Source organism: Gemmatimonadaceae bacterium, assembly GCA_035606695.1.
GTDB lineage: Bacteria > Gemmatimonadota > Gemmatimonadetes > Gemmatimonadales > Gemmatimonadaceae > JAQBQB01.
The window spans coordinates 118,818-139,804 of record DATNEW010000026.1; the positions used below are offsets into that span (position 1 = coordinate 118,818).

General features: G+C 65.7%; 18 protein-coding genes. 15 read left to right on the forward strand and 3 right to left on the reverse strand.

What is annotated here, in order from left to right:
* Window positions 1-17 precede the first annotated feature (17 nt).
* The 3 genes from VN706_11660 to VN706_11670 are packed head-to-tail and all read left to right on the forward strand — an operon-like array spanning window position 18 to window position 2,849.
* Complete coding sequence (locus tag VN706_11660; GenBank protein ID HXT16280.1) at window positions 18-638, forward strand: DUF4159 domain-containing protein; 621 nt, start codon at window positions 18-20, stop codon at window positions 636-638.
* Window positions 622-1,926: a hypothetical protein gene (locus VN706_11665; protein ID HXT16281.1), complete on the forward strand. Its 1,305-nt coding sequence runs from the start codon at window positions 622-624 to the stop codon at window positions 1,924-1,926. Before VN706_11660 ends, VN706_11665 begins: the two co-directional genes overlap by 17 nt.
* Window positions 1,923-2,849 (forward strand): histone deacetylase, encoded by a 927-nt coding sequence (locus VN706_11670; protein HXT16282.1) that lies wholly within the window; start codon window positions 1,923-1,925, stop codon window positions 2,847-2,849. The genes VN706_11665 and VN706_11670 overlap by 4 nt, the downstream gene beginning before the upstream one ends.
* 5 nt (window positions 2,850-2,854) lie before the next feature.
* Here the strand turns inward: VN706_11670 and VN706_11675 are convergent, their stop codons facing one another.
* On the reverse strand, window positions 2,855-3,973 hold the full coding sequence (locus VN706_11675) for a carboxypeptidase-like regulatory domain-containing protein (GenBank protein ID HXT16283.1): 1,119 nt from the start codon (window positions 3,971-3,973) through the stop codon (window positions 2,855-2,857).
* Window positions 3,974-4,053: 80 nt separating this feature from the next.
* Here VN706_11675 and VN706_11680 point away from each other — a divergent pair, with 80 nt between their 5' ends.
* From VN706_11680 to VN706_11695, 4 genes are read left to right on the forward strand one after another with little or no spacing between them, the layout of a single operon-like run.
* A complete protein-coding gene (locus VN706_11680; GenBank protein ID HXT16284.1) occupies window positions 4,054-5,052 on the forward strand; it encodes a magnesium transporter CorA family protein in 999 nt (332 codons plus the stop codon).
* On the forward strand, window positions 5,053-5,697 hold the full coding sequence (locus VN706_11685) for a GvpL/GvpF family gas vesicle protein (protein ID HXT16285.1): 645 nt from the start codon (window positions 5,053-5,055) through the stop codon (window positions 5,695-5,697).
* 11 nt (window positions 5,698-5,708) lie between these two features.
* Window positions 5,709-6,707 (forward strand): serine/threonine-protein kinase, encoded by a 999-nt coding sequence (locus VN706_11690; GenBank protein ID HXT16286.1) that lies wholly within the window; start codon window positions 5,709-5,711, stop codon window positions 6,705-6,707.
* Window positions 6,708-6,720: 13 nt separating this feature from the next.
* A complete protein-coding gene (locus VN706_11695; GenBank protein HXT16287.1) occupies window positions 6,721-7,752 on the forward strand; it encodes a dipeptide epimerase in 1,032 nt (343 codons plus the stop codon).
* Between the two features lie 375 nt (window positions 7,753-8,127).
* On the opposite strand, the gene VN706_11700 is transcribed toward VN706_11695, so the two are convergent.
* Window positions 8,128-8,805, reverse strand: coding sequence for a response regulator transcription factor (locus VN706_11700; protein ID HXT16288.1), 678 nt, complete (start codon window positions 8,803-8,805; stop codon window positions 8,128-8,130).
* A gap of 170 nt (window positions 8,806-8,975) precedes the next feature.
* Here VN706_11700 and VN706_11705 point away from each other — a divergent pair, with 170 nt between their 5' ends.
* The 6 genes from VN706_11705 to VN706_11730 are packed head-to-tail and all read left to right on the forward strand — an operon-like array spanning window position 8,976 to window position 16,293.
* Entirely contained in the window at window positions 8,976-9,461 is a 486-nt protein-coding gene (locus tag VN706_11705) for a hypothetical protein (GenBank protein ID HXT16289.1), read from the forward strand.
* A gap of 3 nt (window positions 9,462-9,464) precedes the next feature.
* On the forward strand, window positions 9,465-9,935 hold the full coding sequence (locus tag VN706_11710) for a hypothetical protein (GenBank protein ID HXT16290.1): 471 nt from the start codon (window positions 9,465-9,467) through the stop codon (window positions 9,933-9,935).
* A 12-nt stretch (window positions 9,936-9,947) separates the two neighbouring features.
* A complete protein-coding gene (locus tag VN706_11715; GenBank protein HXT16291.1) occupies window positions 9,948-10,748 on the forward strand; it encodes a hypothetical protein in 801 nt (266 codons plus the stop codon).
* 14 nt (window positions 10,749-10,762) lie between these two features.
* Window positions 10,763-13,465: a carboxypeptidase-like regulatory domain-containing protein gene (locus VN706_11720; protein HXT16292.1), complete on the forward strand. Its 2,703-nt coding sequence runs from the start codon at window positions 10,763-10,765 to the stop codon at window positions 13,463-13,465.
* 60 nt (window positions 13,466-13,525) lie between these two features.
* Entirely contained in the window at window positions 13,526-14,875 is a 1,350-nt protein-coding gene (locus VN706_11725) for a carboxypeptidase-like regulatory domain-containing protein (GenBank protein ID HXT16293.1), read from the forward strand.
* Window positions 14,872-16,293 carry a carboxypeptidase-like regulatory domain-containing protein gene (locus VN706_11730; protein HXT16294.1) on the forward strand — a complete coding sequence of 474 codons (1,422 nt, stop codon included), beginning with the start codon at window positions 14,872-14,874 and terminating at the stop codon, window positions 16,291-16,293. Before VN706_11725 ends, VN706_11730 begins: the two co-directional genes overlap by 4 nt.
* An 8-nt stretch (window positions 16,294-16,301) precedes the next feature.
* Here VN706_11730 and VN706_11735 read toward each other — a convergent pair whose 3' ends face one another.
* A complete protein-coding gene (locus tag VN706_11735; protein HXT16295.1) occupies window positions 16,302-17,795 on the reverse strand; it encodes a M20/M25/M40 family metallo-hydrolase in 1,494 nt (497 codons plus the stop codon).
* A gap of 199 nt (window positions 17,796-17,994) precedes the next feature.
* Between VN706_11735 and VN706_11740 the strand changes: the two genes are divergently transcribed.
* Both VN706_11740 and VN706_11745 read left to right on the forward strand, forming a co-directional pair.
* Window positions 17,995-18,732: a GvpL/GvpF family gas vesicle protein gene (locus VN706_11740; protein ID HXT16296.1), complete on the forward strand. Its 738-nt coding sequence runs from the start codon at window positions 17,995-17,997 to the stop codon at window positions 18,730-18,732.
* A gap of 11 nt (window positions 18,733-18,743) precedes the next feature.
* Window positions 18,744-20,978, forward strand: a complete 2,235-nt coding sequence (locus VN706_11745) for an ATP-binding protein (protein ID HXT16297.1) — start codon at window positions 18,744-18,746, stop codon at window positions 20,976-20,978.
* Window positions 20,979-20,987: the final 9 nt, after the last annotated feature.

Consider the following 20,987-nt stretch of genomic DNA (forward strand, 5'->3'; position numbering starts at 1 on the left):
GGCTCATGGCACCCATCATGAGCGAATTCGTAAGCGAATTCGTATTCGCCACGGCGCAATACGAATCCGGCGACTGGGACAGCGCGCCGCTCCTGCCCGCCAACATCATCGATACGATCGCGCGTTACACCGAGATCAACGTCGCGCCGACGGGCGTCATCGTCCCGCTCTCCGACGAGCGCATGCTGCGGTACCCGCTGCTGTATCTGACCGGCCACCTGCCGGTGCGATTCAGCGATGCCGAGCGGCGGAATGTGCGGCGGTTCGTCGCGCGCGGCGGGTTGCTGTTCGTCGACGACCACAACCACGACGTCGACGGCACGTTCCACCGGACGGCGACGGAAGAGATCGCGCGCACCGTCGCTCCGCTCGCCGACCTGCCGAACGATCATCCACTCTATTCAGCATTCTTCAAGTTCGAGGGTCCACCCACAACGAGCCACGAGCTCAATGGCTGGGGAGACAATCTCGTGCACAAGCATCTATTGGCTGTAGAGCACGCCGGTCGTATCGGCGTGCTCTACAGCAGCAAGGACTATAGCTCCGAGTGGAACTATCATCCCGACAGCAAGCGATTCATGTCGGTGGACAACACGCGCTTCGCGGTGAATCTGGTGGTGTATGCCCTCACCGCGTAGCCGCTTCGAATCCGCCTGTCGCATCGGCGCATTCGCGCTGCTCGGCTGGCTGCTCGGCGGGAGCTTCATCGGCTCAACGGTTCGGCGCGTCGAGCACGTGCAGGCATGTGACAAAAACTTGTCTCCATGTGACAAGAATTTGTCTGCTCGGCTGGCGGAGCTGTCGCGAACGTCGGAGGCTGTCGCGATTCACCTCGACGCCACGAGCGCGCCCGCACCGTGGGCGACGGATTGGCTGGCCGCGCTCGCGCATGCCGATGTCGCCGCCGCGCACTCCGTGTCGTGGAGCGGCGCGCCCGCTGCCGTCGCGATGAGCGTGCAGCCCGTGCCCGATCCACGCCGCGGCGCGCGGATCGACATCGCGGCGCCGACGGGTGCGCGCGTTCGCCTGCGCGACGACGCGAGCGACATCGACAGCGCACAGGTCATGGACTTGGGCGTCACGCTCACCACGCCGCTCGTTGTCGGTGCGTTGCGCGCGGACGTCGGCGGGCAATCAGTGATCGCGAACACCCACGATACGAGCTCCATCCGCGGCGTGCTCGTCGTGGGCGCGGCGGGGTGGGAAGGCAAGTTCATCGTCTCGGCGCTCGAGGAGCGTGGGTGGCGCGTCGTCACGCGCTTCGTCGTCGCGCCGGGCGCGGACGTGACGGGGGGCGGCGCGGCGCCGCTCGACACGAATCGTTTCGCGGCCGTGATTGCGATCGATTCCACCGCGCAGGCCATGAGTGGCGCGATTGAGCGATTCGTTCGCTCGGGTGGTGGACTCGTGCTCGTCGGACCGGCCGCAAATGCGCGCGCGTTCTCCGAGCTCGCGGCGGGAAGCGCGGGCGTGCGCACGCGCCCACGCGTGCAGGCGAACGATACGATCCGTCTCGGCACCACCGGTTTTTATCCCGTCGCGCGGCTGCGACCCGGCGCGCTCGCGCTGGAGCGCCGCGGTGACGCCATTGTCGTCGCGGCACGCCGGGTCCGTGCGGGGCGCGTGATGCAGATCGGCTACGACGACACGTGGCGGTGGCGCATGGCCGGCGAAGCGGGGTCGGAGGAGGCGCATCGCGAATGGTGGTCGCGCGTCCTGCGATCGGTGGCGTACGCGCCCGTCTCGATGTCGAACGCGCTCGACGTCGGCGAGAGCGCACCGCTCGCCTATCTCACCGATCGGCTCGGCGCGCCCCGGCCCGCGCCGCCAGCGCGTCGCGGCACCGATCCGCGAATTATCATAACGCTCATAATGGTTCTCTTATTGATGGAATGGGGCTCCCTGCGGCTGCGGGGGCTGCGATGACCATCGCGTTCATCTCCAACTCCGACTGCGGGCGGCATGATACCGGTTGGGGGCATGCCGAGCACGTCGGGCGGCTGCGCGCGATACCGTCGGCGCTGCGCGAGCACCCGGAGCTCATCGGTCGCATTCACCACGTGGAATCGCGACACGCCACGGTGGACGAGCTCGCGCTGGCACACGATCGCGCGTACATCGAGACGGTCCGCGCGATCGTTGCGAGCGGCGGAGGACAGCTCGACGTCGATACGGTCGCGAGCGAAGGATCGTGGGACGCCGCGACGGCCGCGACCGGCGCGGTGCTCGACGGGTTGGACTTCGCCTTCGGAGCCGGACCGCGCCGCAGTTTTTGCGGCGTGCGTCCTCCGGGACATCATGCCGTGCGCGATCGCGCGATGGGTTTCTGTCTCTTCGGCAGCGTCGCGATCGGCGCGCACTATGCGCGCCGGCATCACGGCGCCGAACGCGTGTTGATCGTCGACTGGGACGTGCATCACGGCAACGGTACGCAGGCGCTCGTCGAGGACGACCGCGACATTCGATTCATCTCCATGCATCAGTGGCCGTGGTATCCCGGCACCGGTGCGGCCGACGATCGAGGTCCCCACGCGAACGTCTGGAATCGTCCGATGCGCGCGGGTCTGCCCGCATCGGTCTACGTCGACACGCTCGAGCGGGCGATCGACGAGGCGACCGCCGACTTTACGCCGGACATCGTGCTGATCTCCGCCGGCTTCGACTCACTCGCCGGCGATCCCCTCGGCGGCTTCACGCTCGAGTACGAGCACGTCGAACAGCTGACGCGCGGATTGGTCGAACGCGCCGAGCAGTGGTGCGGCGGCCGGGTGGTGAGCGCGCTCGAGGGAGGGTATGCGCCTCAGCGGCTCGCTCAGGCCTGCGTGCATCACATGCTGGCGCTCGAATAGCACCGTCAGTGCACCTTCTCGAGCACCAGCGTGATCGGAATGGTGTCCGCCGGCGAGATCTTCACATCGAGCTTCGCCTCGGCGTAGCCGGGCTTCGTTACGCGGATCGTCGTCGTGCCTTCGGGAAGAAAAAGGAGTGTCACCGTTCCGGTCGGCGTCGAGCGCGCCGAGGTGCCGCTGATGACATCGGTGACGATCGCGTCGGGGACGGGATCGCCCGTGCGCGCGTCGAAGATGCCGAGCAGCCGATTGCGATACACCACCGGGCTGACGGCGGCGACATTGGTGATCGCGCGAGCCGACGGCTTCCTCGCCGAATCGTCGACGACGTACGAGCCGCGGCGCGTGTCGAAGCCGATCCCGTCCTTGAGCACGACGAACAACGCGTCCTGCGCGTGCAGCTTGTCGACCGTGTTGTCGAAGCAGTCCGCGTAGTTCATCTCGGCGATGTGCTCGGGCTTGATCATCGACATGATCGTCCACACTTCCGTGAGCGACGCGCGCGACAGCGGTGACGCCGGCAACGGCCGACCCTGCGTGCGCATGCTCGGATCGGGCGGCTTCGGCTGGCGCGCTTCGACCATGGAAGAATACGGGACGTTGTAGATGCGTTTGCCGTTCACCCACACCTCTTCCACGCCGCAGCCTTGAATGCGCCCGTACACGATGTCCGGCTTGAGCTTGAGCAGCACGTCCATACCGTCGAAGATCGGGCGCGAGCTGTTCGCGATCTCGTCTGCGTCCACGTGATAGGCGCGACGTTTGATGTCTTCGATCGCGTTGACGGTGACCGCCGGCAGCGCCTGCACCGGACGATGCAGCACCAACGTCACGGACGCCGAGTCGACGCGCGGCGTGACGAACGCACTGGTGCGCGTGAAGCCGATCTTGCGGGCGATGATCTCGATTGGCGCATGTGGATGCGCGAATCGAAGAATGCGAACGCCGTCGCTTCCGGTGGTGCCGGTCGCTTGGACGTCGTTGAGGCCGACGACCACCGAGAGCTCGGCGGCCGGGATGGGATGGCTGGCACTGTCAGTCACGCGCACGCGCAGCGACAGGCTGTCAGCGTGTTGGGCGGCCAGTGGTGCCGCCAGGGCCAAGAGCGCGATTGCGAGTCGCATGGTCAACTGTATACAAAATGGCACGGGAGACCGCAAGGGCAGGCCGGTTAGTTGCCATACGACTACCCTTACAACTTCATATGACCGATACGCCCGCCGCACCTCGCATCGTTTTTTTCGAGCCGAACTCGAAGGATGCCCGCCGCGACCTCACGTTGGACGAGGTCAATCGCATCATCGCCGAGCGCCGCGGCCATTTGTGGGTGGACGTCGATCTGTCGGTGCCGGCGCAGGCGGACTTCCTTGCCAAGATTCAGAATCTGCATCCGCTGGCGATCGAAGACGCGACCGCGCGCAACAGCCGGCCCAAGCTCGAGGAATATCCGGAGTTCCTGTTCATGATCGTCGTCGGCGTGCGCTTTCATGAAGGCACGCCGGATCCGTACGATCTCGAGACGTACGACCTGTCGTTCTTTCTCGGCGCCAACTGGGCCGTGACGGTGCACGATGGTCCGTCGCAGCCGGTGGACGACGTGGCGAGCCGGGTCGAGAAGAAACCGGAGCTGCTGGAGCGCGGCAGCGACCGCCTGGTCCACGCGATCATGGATGCGTCGGTCGACGCCTACTTTCCGTTGCTCGACAAGCTGGACGAATTCGTGGATAACCTGGAGCAGCGGGTAATCGTCGACTTCGACCGCTCGGCGCTCAAGGAGATCTTCGCGGTCAAGAGGCTCGTGCTGGCGCTGCGCCGGCATGTGGCGCCCGAGCGCGAGGTGTTCAGCATTCTCACCAACCGGCCGAGCGCGCTGTTGTCGCCTGAATCACAGACATACTTTCGCGACGTGTACGATCATGTGCTCCGAATCAACGACTCACTGGATTCGTATCGCGATCTGCTGAGCAGTGTGCTCGACAGCTATCTTACGCAGGTCTCGAACCGGCTGGGCACCATCACGAAGGGCCTGTCGGTGATTGCGACGATGAGCATTCCGTTCGTCGTGATCAGCGGGATGTGGGGCATGAACGTGGAGTACATCCCGTTGCAGCATCATGCGCACGCGTTCTGGTGGATGTTCGCAATTCAGTTTGGCCTGGGACTCCTGCTCCTTCTCATCCTTCGCTTCTGGAAGCTGCTCTGAATGGCACTTCGCCTGCACGCGATCACGCTGGCTGACGCGCCGCACAACGCCGTAACGGCGCCGGCGACCGACGGCACTGGATCGCACAGTGAGACGATGATCGTGCCCTTCCGCGATCTGAGCGCGGTGGTGACCGAGCAGCGCGTGTTCGCGCTCGACGACGCCGGCGACGCCGAGGTCGAGCGGCATCGCGCCATCGTCGATGCCGCCTTTCATCGCTCGGCGGTACTGCCGGCGCCCGTCGGTGCGGTCTTTCGTTCGGCGGACGTGCTCAAGCGCTGGATGGAGCTGCACTACGTGTCGCTCAACGATGCGCTGCAATTCGTCGAGGATCGCGAGGTCGCGCGCGTGCACGTGGTTCGCGCCGACGGAAAGGGCGGCGAGCTGGAGGCGGGGTCCGACCTCGCCGCCGCCGCGGCCGAATCATTTCGCGCGCTGCGGCGAAGAGCCGTCGCCGCGGTGCCGCTGCGCCTCGAGGAAGTGACCGGCCTGGTGCTGAGCGCCGCGTTTCTCGTCGAGCGCGACTTGTGGAAGGATTTCGGGAAGGCGGTGGAAGAGCAGCAGGACGCGCATCATCTCCTGCACTTCGACGTCACCGGGCCGTGGGCGCCGTACGACTTCGTGCGAATGCAGTTCGGCGGTTGAGAGTGTAGCGCATGTTCTGCCCTCAATGTGGGACATGGAATCGCGCGTCGTCGGCCGCCTGCACGCGGTGCGGCGACGCGCTGCCCGATCTCGATCGCACGCCGTTCGAGCGGCCCGATGAAGAGCTGACGCGGTTGCGCCGCGCGGCGGGAAATCGCTATCGCGTCGTCAAGCGGTTGGGCGGCGGGGGCATGGCCGACGTGTACGTCGCCGAACAGGTGCAGCTCTCGCGGCGCGTCGTGATCAAGGTGTTGCACCCGCACCTGGCGCGCGACGAAGAAGTGGCGGAGCGTTTTCGGAGAGAAGCCGAGGCCGCGGCGAAGCTGGTGCATCCGCACATCTGCGGAATTCTCGATTACGGCGCGACGGAAGATGTGGTGTTCATCGTCATGCCGTATCTCGAGGGCGGCTCGCTGGCCGACGCGATTCAGAAGACTCGCTTCGTCGATCCGGCGCGCGCGGCGTCGGTGGCCGCGCAGGTCGCCTGCGCCCTCGACTACGCGCATCGCCGCGGCGTCGTCCATCGCGACGTGAAACCGGACAACGTGTTGTTCGACGAGGACGGCAACGCGTGCATCACGGATTTTGGCATCGCGACGGCGCGGTTTCACGGCCGGCTCACGGCGAGCGGCCGAGCGATGGGCACGCCGCATTACATGTCGCCGGAGCAGGCCATGGGCAAGCTCGTGGACGGGCGCAGCGACATCTACGCGATCGGCATCGTGCTCTACGAAGCGCTGCTCGGGTTCCCGCCGTTCGACGGCGCCGACGCGTTTTCAGTGAGTTATAAGCAGGTCCATGAGGCCGCGCCGGCGCCTGTCGACGTCAACGCTCGCATTCCGGCGGCGCTTTCCGAGATCGTGGTGCGTTGTCTCGCCAAGCAGCCAACGGCTCGTTACGCGCGAGGATACGATCTTGCCGATGCCCTGATCGCGTTTCTGCGCACGGCGGCGGACGGGCAGGGCGCCTATCGCAACGCGACGCTGGCGAGACGCGCGGGCACCCAGTGATACAGGTTCTCTCATGAAGCTTCTGCACGACGTCTCCATCGTTCACACGAAGCATCCGTTCACGATCGCCCGCGGCAGCGCGAGCGAGCACCGGCTCATGCGCGTGCGCGTGATCGACGACGACGGCATGGAAGGATGGGGCGAAGCGGCGCCGAATCGGTTCTACGGCGAGACGGCCGACACGGCGCTTGCCGCGCTCGACCGCCTCAAGCCGATCGTCGAAGCGGCGAATCCGTGGATGCTCGAGGACGTTGAAGCGGAGATGAATCGCGCGCTGCGGTTCAACGGATCGGTGAAGTCGGCGATCAGCGCGGCGTTACACGATCTGGCGGGGAAGCGCCTCGGCGTTCCGGTGTACCGGCTCTGGGGTCTCGATCCCGCGAAAGCGCCGCTCTCGAGCTTCACGATCGCGATCGCCGCGAATGACGACGAGCTGCGGCAGCGCGTGCATGAGGCGAGCGCCTATCCCGTGCTCAAGGTAAAGCTCGGTACCGACCACGACGAACGAATCATTCGCCAGGTTCGTGACGCGGCGCCGGACAAGATCCTGCGCGTCGATGCGAACGCGGCGTGGACCGCGAAGCAGGCGCTGCGCATGGTCGACGTGCTGGTCGAGTGCGGCGTGGAGTACCTCGAGCAGCCGTTGCCGCCGCACGATCTCGACGGAATTCGCTTCGTGCGCGAGCGGTCGAAGTTGCCGGTGATCGCCGATGAATCGTGCGTCGTCGCGGCGGACATTCCGAAGCTCGCCGGCGTGGCGGACGGCATCAACATCAAGCTGTCGAAATGCGGCGGGTTGCGCGAGGCGCTCAAGATGATCGCGACCGCGCGCGCGCACGGCATGCTGGTGATGGCGGGCTGCATGATCGAGACGAGCCTTGGCATCACGGCCGCGGCGCACTTCGCGCCGCTGCTCGACTACGCGGATTTTGACGGGGCGGCGTTGTTGTCGGATGATCCGTATGATGGCGCAAAGATCGCGGGCGGGCGGATTGTGATTCCGGATCGGCCGGGGCTTGGGGTCGAACCCGTTCGAGGAGCGTAACCCCGCTCAGTTGTCATCCTGAGCGGACGCGGAAGTGCCGATGCCGCAGACGGCGTGAACCACGCAACAGCATTTGCCGCGGACGTACGCGGGCACGGCACGGGCACGGCACGGACGCGAGAGTGTTGTACACTCTCCAGACTCAAACGCCCAACGAGCCGAGACTTTCGTTAGGAACAACCTCGTGTCCCTTCACGTAGCTTCCCGACGTCGTTCTCAGTAAGAGATTCCCGGCTCGTTGGGCGTGGAGACCCGGATGCCCTACTCGCTTTCGCGTCCGTGCGGTGCCCGTGCCGTGCCCGCGTCAATCCGCGGCAAATGCTGTCGCGCGCTTTTGTTCATTCACGTAGAGCGTTACTCCGCTCACGGTCAGGATCACAAAGACTTCGCCCCAAACACGAACCCCACCCCCCGCCGCGCATCGATCGACACCGTCGCCGACGCGTCCCGAAGCTTTCCGCGCAGGCGCGTGACGTTCACGTCCACCACGTTCGTGCCCGGGTCGAAGCTCCGCTCCAACACCTTGTCGAGCAGTTCCGTGCGCGACACGACTTCGCCCGCGTGCATCATGAAATGCTCGAGGAGCGAGAGCTCGCGCGGCGTGAGATGCAACGGCTTCCCCGCAACGAGCGCGGCTCGGCTCAGTCGGTTGAGCACGACGTTGCCGACGGACAGGTGCTCGGTGCGCTTGGCGCCGCCGCGGCGAACGAGCGCGCGCACGCGTGCCGAGAATTCGTCGAACTTGATGGGCTTCGTGAGATAGTCGTCGGCTCCGGCGTCGAGCGCGAGCACCGTTGTCCCCGGGCTTGCCGACCCCGTGAGCATGAGGATCGGCGTGTCGCGCTGCTCGCGTCGCAGCGATTGGATCACCGAGATGCCGTTGCCGTCGGGAAGATTGAAATCGAGGATGATGAGGTCGTAGTCGGTGACGAGCGCCTGCACGCGCCCCGCCTCGGCCGTGTCCATCACGTCCACGACGAACCCCTCTTCCTTTAAAAGCGTGGAGACGATGTCGGCCATCGTCGGGTCGTCGTCGACGACCAGGGCACGCATCAGGCAGCCACCCGAATCATTACGAGAATGTAATTCCGGACGAAATGTCCTGTAATCCGCATCGGTCAATCTTACTTGCGTGACGGACCACAATGGTTCGGCACGCCACGGGCTGGGCGATGGCGCCCAGCCGACGCGTCGCAAACGACGCGATCACTCACGAGGAATCCATGAAAGTAACCCGAATCATCGCCGCGGCCGCCGTGCTCGGCGTCACCAGCGCCGCCACGTCCTTCGCGCAGTCGGCGACCCAGACCGTGACGTTTCAGGTCGATGCCATCAACCAGATCGCCGTGAGCGGCAGCCCGTCGCTCGGCATCACGACCGCGACGGCCGGCAGCGCGCCGACGACCGTGACGTCCTCCGGCGCCACGTGGTCGGTCACGACCAACCAGTCGAACGCCAAGGTGATGGCGAGCATCACCACGGCCATGCCGACGGGCCTGACGCTTTCCGCGACACTCGCCGCGCCGTCCGGCGCGACCAGCTCGGGCGCGAAGCCGCTCAGCACGACGGCGGTCGACGTCGTCACCGGCATCTCGAAGCTCAACGCGGCCGGTCTGGCGTTGACGTACTCGCTCGATGCGACGGCCGCGGCCGGCGTCGTGACCTCGGCGTCGCGCGTCGTGACGTACACGATCACCGGCGGCGCGTGACCCGTGCGTAGGGTGCGTAGCGGTTTGGTGGCATTGCTGTTTCCGCTGTCTCTGCTGTTTCTGGTGGGCCGGCACGCGGGCGCGCAGTTCGCGACGCTTCGCGTGTCGGGTTCCCCCGCCACGATGCAGGTGCAGGGCGCCGCCGCCGGTTCCATGGCGTTGCCGGTGGTCGAGAGCAGCACCACGTATACGTTCGCGAACATCGGCGGCACCAATTCCAGAAAGATCGTGGCGCAGCTCAATGCGCCGATGCCGGCCGGGGTGACCCTCGCCGTCACGTTCGACGCGCCGTCGAACGCGGTGCGCATTCCGAACGTCGTGCTCGACGCGACGCCTCGCGACGTGCTGACCGGCATCGACTTCTCGCTCGGCTCCAGTGGCACTATCACGTACACGTTGTCGGCGACACCCGCCGCCGGCGTCGTTCCCAAACAGTCTCGCACGGTCACGCTGACGATCGTCAGCGCGCCTTGAGGATTCCATAAAATGCGTCGTTCGTTGTTTCGCGTCTTGGCCTTCGCTTCGGTCGCCGTACTGCCCGTGTCGGTTCGCGCGCAGATCGTCGTGCTGAGCAACACCGTCGAGGAGCGCATCGCCGCGCCCGGCGAACGCTATACGAGCACGATCATCATCGTGAATCCGTCGACCGAGCCGCAGACCGCGCGGATCTATCAGACGGATTATCAGTTCGCGGCCGACGGCACCGGGCAGTTCAACGATCCAGGCACGACCCTGCGCTCGAACGCCGGTTGGGTGACGCCGCAGACGACGCAGATCGTCGTACCGGCGAATGGCCGAGTGGCGGTGCCGTACACCGTGGTGGTGCCGAAGACGGATTCGCTCAAGGGCACGTACTGGAGCGCGATCATGGTCGAAGGCCAGACCGCGCAGCCCGGCAAGAGCGGCGCGAAGCCGACCGTGGAGCTGGGGTCCGTGATGCGCTACGCGATTCAGGTCGCCACGCACATTCAGATGAGCGGCACGCGCGCCGTGAAGTTCGTGGATCCCGGCGTCGTGAAGACGACCGACGGGACGGCGACGTTCGACGTCGACGTGCTCGACAACGGCGATCGGGGGTATCGTCCCACGCTCTGGGTCGAGATCTACGACGCGAACGGCGTGTTGCAGGCGAAGGCGAAGCAGACGCGCGGATTGTTGTATCCCGGTTCGTCGATTCGCCAGCACTTCGTGCTCGGCAAGCTGACGCCGGGCACGTACAAGGCGATGCTGTTCGCGGATACGGGTGACGAAGCCGTGATCGCCGCGCAGTACGACGTCAAGTATTAAGAAGTACTAATTCAATGAAACTGTTGCCGGTGTTCGTGACGATGACGGGGATGGCCTTCGCGGCCATCCCCGCCTTCGCGCAGGCGCCGGCAGCGTCTTCGCTCTCGATCGTTGCGCCCCGCCGCGACACCATCGTGATCGACTCCAGCTCGGCGGCGACGGCGGTGTTCCGCCTGCACAACGCGTCGAACGACAGCGTTACCGTAACGCCCGAGCTCGTGCTGCCGCGCGGCTGGGAGCCGTTGATGCGCCCGGCGACGGTGCATCTCTCGGCGAGCGGCACCGATCTCTGGCTCGCCGGCGTGCAAGCGCCGCGCACGACCGTCGCGGGCACGTACGTCGTGTGCGCGACGGTTTCGTCGAATGGCAAGACGGTCTCTGATTCAGTGATCGTTCGCGTCGACGAAGTGCGCGCCATCGAGCTCATCGCGCTCGATGCGCCAGGATGGATTCTCTCGGGCGCCGCGTACGAGGCACGCTTTCAGGTGCGCAACCGCGGCAATGTCACGACGAACGTTGCGCTGTCGGCCAACTCGAGCCGCGGCGTACGCGCGACGGTCAGCGTTCCGGTGGTCTCGCTCGCGCCGGGCGAACGCAGCGTGGTGAACGTGCGCATGAACGCCTCCACGGTTCGGGGTAAGGCGCAGGACGATCTGCTCGAGCTGGTCGCTGAAGATCAACATGATTCGCGCGTGCGCGTCGCGGCGACGTCGCGTACGACGATGGTCCCGAAGAGCGGCGGCATGAGCGACAACCTGGCGACCATTCCGTCGACGTTGTCGATTCGCGCGGCACCGACGGGCAGCGGTGTCTCGCCGGCGACGATTGCCGGCAAAGGGTTGCTCCCCGGAACCAAGACGATGATCGACTATGCCGCGTACGTTCCGGCGAAAGGCCAGTCGGTGTTCAACGACCGTGACGAATACCGTCTCTCGCTCGAGCGCGAGAATCTGTCGGCACACGTGGGCGACGCACTGTACGGCTACTCCGACCTGACGTCCGCGGGGTCGCTGGGCTTCGGCGCCGAAGTCGATGCGGCGCACGCGTTCCTTCACACGGGCGCCTACGTGGAGCGGTCGCGCTGGGCGACGAATGCACCCACCGAAGCCGGGCTCACCGTCGGCACACCGCGCGAGCTGCCGATGCACTTCGATCTGACGGCCGTCGGCCGCACGGGCGACGGCATGCCGACGGGGCTCTTCTCGCTCGCCGGCGGCGTGCCGGTCCCGCACGTCGGCACGCTCTCGGTCGAGACGGCAGCGAGCGACAACGCTGGGCATCCCGCCGTCGCCGAGCGGTCGCACCTCGTCGGCGCATTAGGAAAATTAAACTATGATTTCCTACATCAACGTGCGAACGCGGCCTACGCCGGCCCGCAGCGCGGGGCCGGCGAGAATGATGCGTCGGTCTCGCTCGCGGCCACGCGCGACTTATCGTTTCACGGGTACGGCGCGTTGCACGACGGCGCCTCGCACGATCAGTTCGGCACCGGCGCCGTCGGCGCGACCTACGGCGCATGGGGGAGCGTCGACTATGCCTGGACGTCGCGCAGCGACGTCACCGACTCGCTGCCGGTGAACGGCGCGCAGCGCGGCCTTCGCGCGACGACGACCCTGCCGCTCGGTCCCGCGTCGCTGTCGCTGGATGGAAGCGCGGGCAGCGCGACGGATGGCCCCATGCAGATATCGCGCAACTACCTCGGATGGGGCGGGTCGCTCAATCTCCGGCTGGCGAACGGCGGTGCACTGTCTTTCTTCGGCGAGCACTCCGACGGCCGCACCCTCGGCGCCGACGGCCGCCCGACGAACAGCGGCGGCGCGGTTGGCATGTTCGCACTGGGCGCGCTGCGACTCACCGTGACGTCGTCGGTGTCGTCGATGCGCCGGAGCCTCAGCGCCGACTCCGCGGCCGTGTGGTTCGGCCAGGGTGACGCCCGTCTCGAGTACCGCCTTCCGACCGAGACGACGATCGGATTGCGCGCGCACTACTGGATGAATCCCGCCGCGCAGGGTGTTCGCGCGAACAACGCGATGTATCTCGAAGTCAAGCGGCCGCTCAGCCTTCCTGTTGGCCGGCAGCGTCGCCTGGGTCGTGTCGAAGGCCGCGTCACCGACGCCTCTGGCGCGCCGCTCTCGGGCGTTCTCGTTCACGTTGGCGACCAGATTGGAATCACCGATCACAAGGGCGAAGTGTCGATGTTCGGGCTTTCGTCCGGCACGCACGGCATCTCGCTGGACGGCGCGGGCACCACGGCGCAGACGATGTTGACGGGCGACGCCGTCGTCACGGTGAACGGCGCGTCGGATCGTCCCGCGTCATTCGCGGTGTCGGTCGCTCGCGGCGCGCATTTGCGCGGGCAAATCAGCTTGCTCGATTTCGCGACGACCGGCGCTGCCTCGGGTGATTCGCTCATCCAGACCGGCACGCTCTCGAACGTGACGGTCGCGCTGCTCGGCACCCGCGACACGTTGTATCAGACGAGCGACGACAAGGGCGCGATCAACTTCGGCGCGATTACCCCTGGCCGCTGGACGCTCGCGGTGCTTCCTGGCGCCGAAGTCCCGGACTTCCATGCGTTCCAGAACGAACGTGTCGACCTGGACCTCGCGCCGGGCACCACGCGCGACATCGAGCTGCGCGTGGTGCCGCGCAAGCGCGCCGTCACGCTCACGACGTCGGGAGGCACGCTCAAGGTGAAGAACCAGCAGGACAAGTAGCGCTAGGCGAACGCGCCGCGTCCTCTTGCATTCGGGCGCGTTTTGCGCATTGTCTAACGCATGCGTCCTCCACCCCAGGTCGCGGTTTCGCTGCTGGCGTCGATGCTGGCGTTGGCTCCCGCCGCCGCCCAACGCGCTACACTCCACGGCGCCGTCTTCGACAGCATCTCGAACAAACCACTTGCCGGCGCGAAGGTCCAACTCGTCGCCGCCGACACGGCGCTGCACGGAAAGCAGTTCACCGCGACGGCCGACTCCTCGGGACAATTCACGGTGCCCGACGTGCCGTTCGGCCACTACGACGCCGGCTTCTTTCATCAAACGCTCGATACGCTTGGGCTGGAGCCGCGCGAGTTCGCCGTTACCGTCGCGCAACCCGAGCAGACCGTCGTTCTGTCGACGCCGTCGGGCCACGCACTCCTGCGCGCGATGTGTCCATCCGATCCAACGGCCAATGCCGCGGTATTCGGTCAGATCCACGATGCCGACACCGAGCTGCCGCTGCCCGGTGCGTCCGCACTCGTGAGTTGGCTCACCGTCGACCGCCGCACGAAGGAACCCGCACAGGCGCGCCTGCAAAGTGGGCCGGCCGATGAATCGGGTTCGTTCGTCATCTGTGGCATCGCGGCGGACACCGCGGTACGCGTGCGCGCGCTGAACAAGAGCGACTCGAGCGGAACGATCGGTGTCGAAGTACCGAGTGGAAGCGTGCGCCACGTCTCGATGTATGTGGGCCGAGCGGCGACCGCGCGCGTGACGGGTCACGTGCATGACGCGGGCGGACATCCCATCGCGGCGGCGCGCGTGCAGATTCTCGGGGCTACGCACGACACCGTGACGGATGCGGCCGGCGCGTTCGCGCTCGAGCGCGTGCCGATCGGATCTCGCTCGCTCGTCGTGCGCGGCGTTGGATTCGCACCAGCCGAGCTGCCGATGCAATTGCTCTCCGGTCGAACCGACACCGTGAGCGTCACGCTCGAACGCGTCGCTGTCCTCTCACCGGTCGTTGCACGCGCGGCGGCCGAAGCACAGCGACGCACCGACGCGTTCGCGACGCATCGCCGAACCGGCGGGGGACAGTTTCTCGACCCGACCACCGGCCCGGTCCTTCACGTCGATCCCGTCGCGCACATGATGCAAGGCTTGTCCAGCGTGTTCGTCGACAAGGACGGACGCCGCGGCGGTGAATGGGTGATCAAGCTCAACACGCTCAAGGGCAACTGCAGTCCACAGCTCGTCCTCAACGGCAAGCCGACCAAGCTGTTCTACGACGACATCGTGCGCATGATCGACTTCGACGATCTCGTCGGCATCGAGGTGTACACGCGCAGCTCGCAAGTTCCAGCCGATTACAATCTGCCGGCGTTTCTCGACTGCGGCGTCGTCGCGTTCTGGACGCGCTCGCGATGACCGCGCGCGTGCTGATCTTCGCGCTGCTCGCGGCGACGTTTGCGTTTCGCGCGCCGCCGCACCCACCGCCGCACGCACCGCCGGCGCCTCAGCGCGCCGCGATCAAAGGCATCGTCTGGGACAGCATCAGCGAGCGGCCCCTCGTGGGCGCGAACGTACAACTGGTTGCGGCCGACGCGAAACTCGGCAACCGGCGCTTCACGGCGACCACCGATTCCATCGGGCGATTCGCCATCCCCAACGTGCCAAGCGGGCGCTACGTCGCCGGCTTCTATCATCCGCTCCTGGACTCCCTCGGCGCACAGCTGTCGGACGTCACGATCACCATCACCGATCGCATTCATACGATCGCGCTGAGCACGCCCGGCCCGCTCACCATTCTCCGTCGCGCGTGTGGCGACCCGAATGCGCGCACCGCCATCATCGGCCATGTGCACGATGCCGAGAATGAGATGCCGCTCGCGAAGGTGCTGGTGTTCGCGACGTGGCCCAACGTGGACGAGACAAGGAGCTCGTTCAAGGCGAGCACGCAAGGCGACAGCGTGCGCACCGACGACTCGGGCGCATTCATCGTGTGCGACGTACCGATGCATACCGAGGTTCGCGTCCGCGCGGTGAGCGGCGCCGACTCGAGCGGCGCGATCGCCGTCGAGGTCGCGCCATTTACATTCCGGCATCTGTCGTTGTACGTGCTCACGGATCATCGTGATGCGGCAGCGGATTCGACGCCGACGCGACTCACCGGCCGCGTACGCGACGAGAATGGCCGGCCCGTTGCCGCGGCGCGCATCCTCGTGCTCGGCACGAGGAGCGATACGGTGACCGATGAAGACGGAACGTTCCGGCTCACCCGTCTCGTTCCGGGCTCGCGCGCTGTGAACGTGCGCGCCGTCGGCTTCGCGCCGACCGAAGACGAGGTGCAACTGCTCGCCGGCCGCACGAACATTGCGGACTTCACGCTGCATCGGGTCACTCGGCTCGACGGCATGACGGTTCGCGCAGCCGTCGAGTTGCAGCGTCGGCAGGATGCATTCGAGGAGAACCGCCGCACGGGCGCCGGATACTTTGCGTCGCCGGAGAAGACCCTGTCGACGACCGACATTGTTGCGGAGCTCGTGCGCGAGCTGCCCGGAATGCAGGTCGAGTATCAACATGCGGAATGGTCGGTCATCATGAATCGCCCCGCGTCCGAGAACCGATTCGGCGCGCCGGTCGGCACCTGTTCGCCGACGATGATCCTGAACGGCAAGCCGACGCCGGACTCGTTCGACGACATCGTGAAGGACACGCGGCGCGACGAGTTGGTCGGCGTCGAGATGTATCCGCGCGAATCGATGGCGCCGGCGAAATACGCGCGGAACATGAACCCGCTCAAGGAGTGCGGGCTCATCGCCGTGTGGACGCGGCCGAAGTTTTGAAGTTTCGACTACTTCCAGTACGTGCCCAGGCTCGCGACCACGCTGGCGTAGACTTCGATGCCGTCGAACAGATTCTGTAAGCGCAGGTTCTCGTTCGCCGCGTGCTGATTGTTGTCGTGATTCACGATGGGCAGCACGATGAGCGGTGTGTGCAGCACTTGCTCGAAGTCGTAGAGCGGTAAGCTCCCGCCCATCGTCGGCAGCGCGACGACCGGCGCATCGCTCGCATCCTGCGTGGCATGCAGCACGGCCCTGGCGAGCGGCGAGTCGATCGCCACGCGTGTCGCGGGATACCCTGCCTCCCACGCCACCTTCACGATCTTCGCGTGCGCCATACGCTCGGCGGCGGTCGGCACGTGGTCCACGATGAAGTACCCGCGCGACTTCAAGTGCGCTTCAACCAACGCGCGCACGTGCTCCGGTGTTTGTGCGGGTACGAGCCGGAAGTCGATCGACGCCGTTGCCTCGGTGGGAATGGTGTTCGACGCCGTCGCGCCCACGCCGCCGCCCCGAATGCCGCGAAGATTCAACGCCGGCAGCATGATGCGTTCGACCAGCGGCGCGTCGTTCGCTTCGGTCGCCGCCAGCTGCGTCTCGACGCGCATGGCCGAGTCGATCGAGGGCACGTTCGCGATGGCCCGGCGTTCGGCAGCCGTGATCGGCCGCACGTCGTTATAGTAAGTCTTAATGAGTATTCTACCATCGTCGTCGCGCATGCTCGCGATGAGATTGGCCAGCCGCGTCACCGGATTCGGCGCCCAATTGCCGTAGTGGCCGCTGTGCAATCCGTGCGACGGACCGTACACCGTGAGCTCGGCGCCCGTCACGCCGCGCACGCCGAACACGACTTCCTGGCGACGCGATTGATGGATCGGACCGTCGCCGAAGAGCCACGCGTCCGCGCGGACCAGGCCGGCGTTGCGCACGAGATTGTCGTGCAGATGCGGCGAGCCTGCCTCTTCCTCGCCCTCGAAGAAGAACTTGAGATTCACCGACCGATTGATGTTGGCGGCGCTTAAGCCATCGATCGCCGTCAGCATCGCCTCGATGGGCGCCTTGTCGTCGCTTGCCGATCGGGCGTACAGCCGCCCGTCACGCAGCACCGGCCGCCACGGCGGCGTCGCCCACTGCGTCGTATCCACCGGCTGCCCGTCGTAGTGCGCGTAGAAGACGACCGTCTTCGTCGCGCCGGGCGATTCCAACTCGCCATACACCACCGGCGGACCGCCGCTCGGGGACTCGAGCAGCTTCGTCGCGATGTGTCGCGCGGCCATCATCTGAACGAGCCGCGCGGCGTTGCGCCGAATACCCGCCGTATCGCTCGCGAGATTCGGTATGGCGAGAAAACTCTCGAGCTCGTTCAGGATGTTCGTCTCGTGCTCCGACCGGAACGTCCTCACCTGATGCCGGATTGAAGCCGCGTCGGCGGATTGGGCCGTCACGGTCCGCGCGGACATCGCCAAAAACGCCGTAAACAAGTAGCGCAAAAATCGTCTGTTCATTAGGAAAAGTTCAGAATTGACCATGAGTTACGGCGACCTCGTCGGTATAAAGAATGCACTGGCTCCTAGCGCTTTGTCTGTCCGCCGGGAATCTTACTCCCAAGACTTCCCGCCCGACGAACATCCCACGAGGTCCTCAATGTTGGAGACGCATGCGACCGATGCAGGTCCTTCTCCTGCTCTGGACGGTGGTAAGTACGTGTACTGTATCGTTCGAAGCGATCGCCCGCGCGACTTCGGCGCAATCGGGATAGGCGGCGGCCAGCGCGTCTTCACCGTCGCGTTTCAGGACCTGGCGGCCGTCGTCAGCGACACGCCGATCGTGATCTATGATCCGACGCGCGAAAACGTCCTTGCCCACGAGTTCGTGAACGAAACCGTGATGCGCGAGCATACCGTGATTCCGATGTCGTTCGGCACCGTCTTTCGCTCGGAAGACGACGTGACCGAGCTGCTACGCTCGACATATCAGGCGTTCAGCGACGTGCTCGAAAAGATGCAGGACAAGATCGAGTTCGGCCTCAAGGTGTTGTGGGACCGCGAGAAGGTCATCGCCACGATCGAGCGCGCGAACGACGAGATTAGCCGCCTCAAGGACGAGATCAGCCGGCACACGACGACGTCCACCTACTTCGCGCGCATGCAGCTCGGCCGGTTGATCGACGCGGCGCTCGAGGACATGAGCGCGCGATACGTCGCCGACATTCACGATGCCTTGAAGCCCGTCGCGGTGGCGAGCCGCTCGAACAAACCGATCGGCGACCGCATGATCCTCAACGCGGCGTTCCTGGTCGATCGCGCGCAGGAACAGGGCTTCGACGAGCGTGTGAAAGAAACCAGCCGCAAGTATGAAGACGTACTGTCCTTCAAGTACTCCGGTCCGTGGCCGCCGTACAACTTCGTGAACATCAAGCTCAAGCTCGAGAAGGCCGACTAAGCCGGTAAACGGTGGCATCCACCTTGGAATCGACGAGCCGCGGCCTTGCTCCGCAGCCGGGAGAGCGCAGTCATCTCGCGCTCCTTTCCGCGTTGGCCGAAGCGCCGGATTTGTCGGCGGCCGCCACGTTCCTGCTCAACGCGATCCTTTCGCTGACGAACGCGCGCCGTGCGTGCCTGCTGCAGTTCGATACCGGCGAGGAGCAACTCGCCCTTGCGGCGACCGTGGGCTTCGACGAGCCGCCCCCCGCCGAGCTGTCGATTGGAGAACGCGGTCATCCATGGATGGTCGCCACGCTCGCACTGTCGCCTGTGCTGAGCGAAGGACCGATGCGCGCCGGCGCTCGCGTGCCCTTCGACGCGTGGACCGCCTTGCCGATGCCGCGCCCGCACTATCGCGGCGCGCCGGCGATCTGGTCCGACTCGTACGCCGAGCAAGTGCTCGCCCCACTCGGCGCGCGACTGGTGCCGCTCGAGGATCGCCGTTTCAGCAGCGCACCAGGCGGGGTCGTCATCGTCGACGCGCTGCTGTCGGCGGCGATGCTGCAGGAAGTCGCGTCGGTCGTGATGTTCGCGGGGCCGGTGCTCTTCCGCGTCGCCGCCCATCTCGAGGCCGAGCGCGGCTACGATCGCGTGAGTCAGGAGCGCAGCCGCTTTCAGCAGATGGTGGACTCGCTTCCTGATCCCGTGGTGATCACGGATGCCTCGAACGACATCGTCGTGCAGAACAAGCGCGCCGAGCATCTGCTGTTCGTCACCGAAGAAGATTCACCGGGCCGGCGCCGCGCCGTCGAAGTGAACAATCTGCTGTTCAGCTCCTTTCTGTCGCGTGCGACGATCGCCGGCACGCCGACGGGCGGCCCGCGCGAGCTCAATCTCGTCGATCCCGACGAAGGCCACGATCTTCTCTTCGAGGTGCTCGCCCACCCACTCGGCGAGCGCGTGGGTCCGGAGGACGCCGTGCTGTCGGTGCTGCGCGACGTCACCGACTTGCGCCGCGCCGCGCACGAGCTCGAGCGCCAGGTGCAGCGCGTGCGTCAGGCCGAGATCGAAGCGACGGACGAACGCGACCGTCTGAATTTGATCCTCGAGAACGTCGCCGATCCGATTCTCGTCACCGACAGCGCAACGAACATCATCCTGATGAACGACGAGGCCGAGCAGCTGTTTCACGGGCCGCGCGGAATTCAGCAGAGCTATCGCGTATCGCAGGCGGTTCGGCAGAACGATACGAAGTTCACGTCGTTCATCTCCGACTTCGCCTTGACGCACGAACGCATGCGCCGCGAGCGCATGTCGCTCACGCATCCGACGTCGGCGATCGAGCTGCCGGTCGAAGTCGTGTCGGGCAAGATCTGGAACGAGCGCGGCGAACCGATCGCCATCGTGTCGGTGCTGCACGATCTGACGCAGCAGGCCGAGAACGAGCGCTTGTACGAAGCGCTGAAGCAGCTGAATAGTGAGCTCGAGGCACGCGTTCGCGCGGCGACGAAGGATCTCGCGCAGCAGAACGAGCGGTTGATGTGGCAATCGGAAGAGCTGGCGAAGGCGAACAAGCTCAAGTCCGACTTCCTCGCGAACATGTCGCACGAGTTGCGCACGCCGCTCAACGCGGTGATCGGGTATTCGGCGCTGCTGCTCGACGGCATCGGCGGCGATCTGACGACCGGCCAGCGCGACTACATCACGCGCAGCCGCACCGCGGCGTCGCACTTGTTGTCGCTGATCAACGACATTCTCGATCTGGCGCGGATCGAGGCCGGCAAGATGCCGGTGTACGTCGAGCCGGTGACGCTGCCCGAGCTCATTCGGGAAGTGGCGCAGCAGGTCGAGCCGATGGTGTCGACGAAGAAGCTCACGTTCACGCATCGCGTGAACCCGATGTGTCCCGAGATCCACACCGACAAGACGAAGGTGAAGCAGATCCTGCTCAACCTGTTGTCGAACGCCGTGAAATTCACGAACAAGGGCTCGGTGTCGCTCACCGCGGACTGTGGCGACGGCGTGGTGGTGCTCGAGGTGACGGATACGGGCGTGGGGATCAAGCCCGAGGAGATCGACACGATTTGGGAAGATTTCCGCCAGCTCGATCAGTCGCGCACGCGTTCGTATGGTGGAACCGGATTGGGATTGTCGATCACGCGGCGGTTGACGCAGCAACTCGGCGGGCAGGTGGGCGTGCAGAGTGTGTTCGGGGACGGGACGACGTTCTGGGTACGCCTTCCGCTTTCGATAGAAAGTCGATAGGCCGGAGAG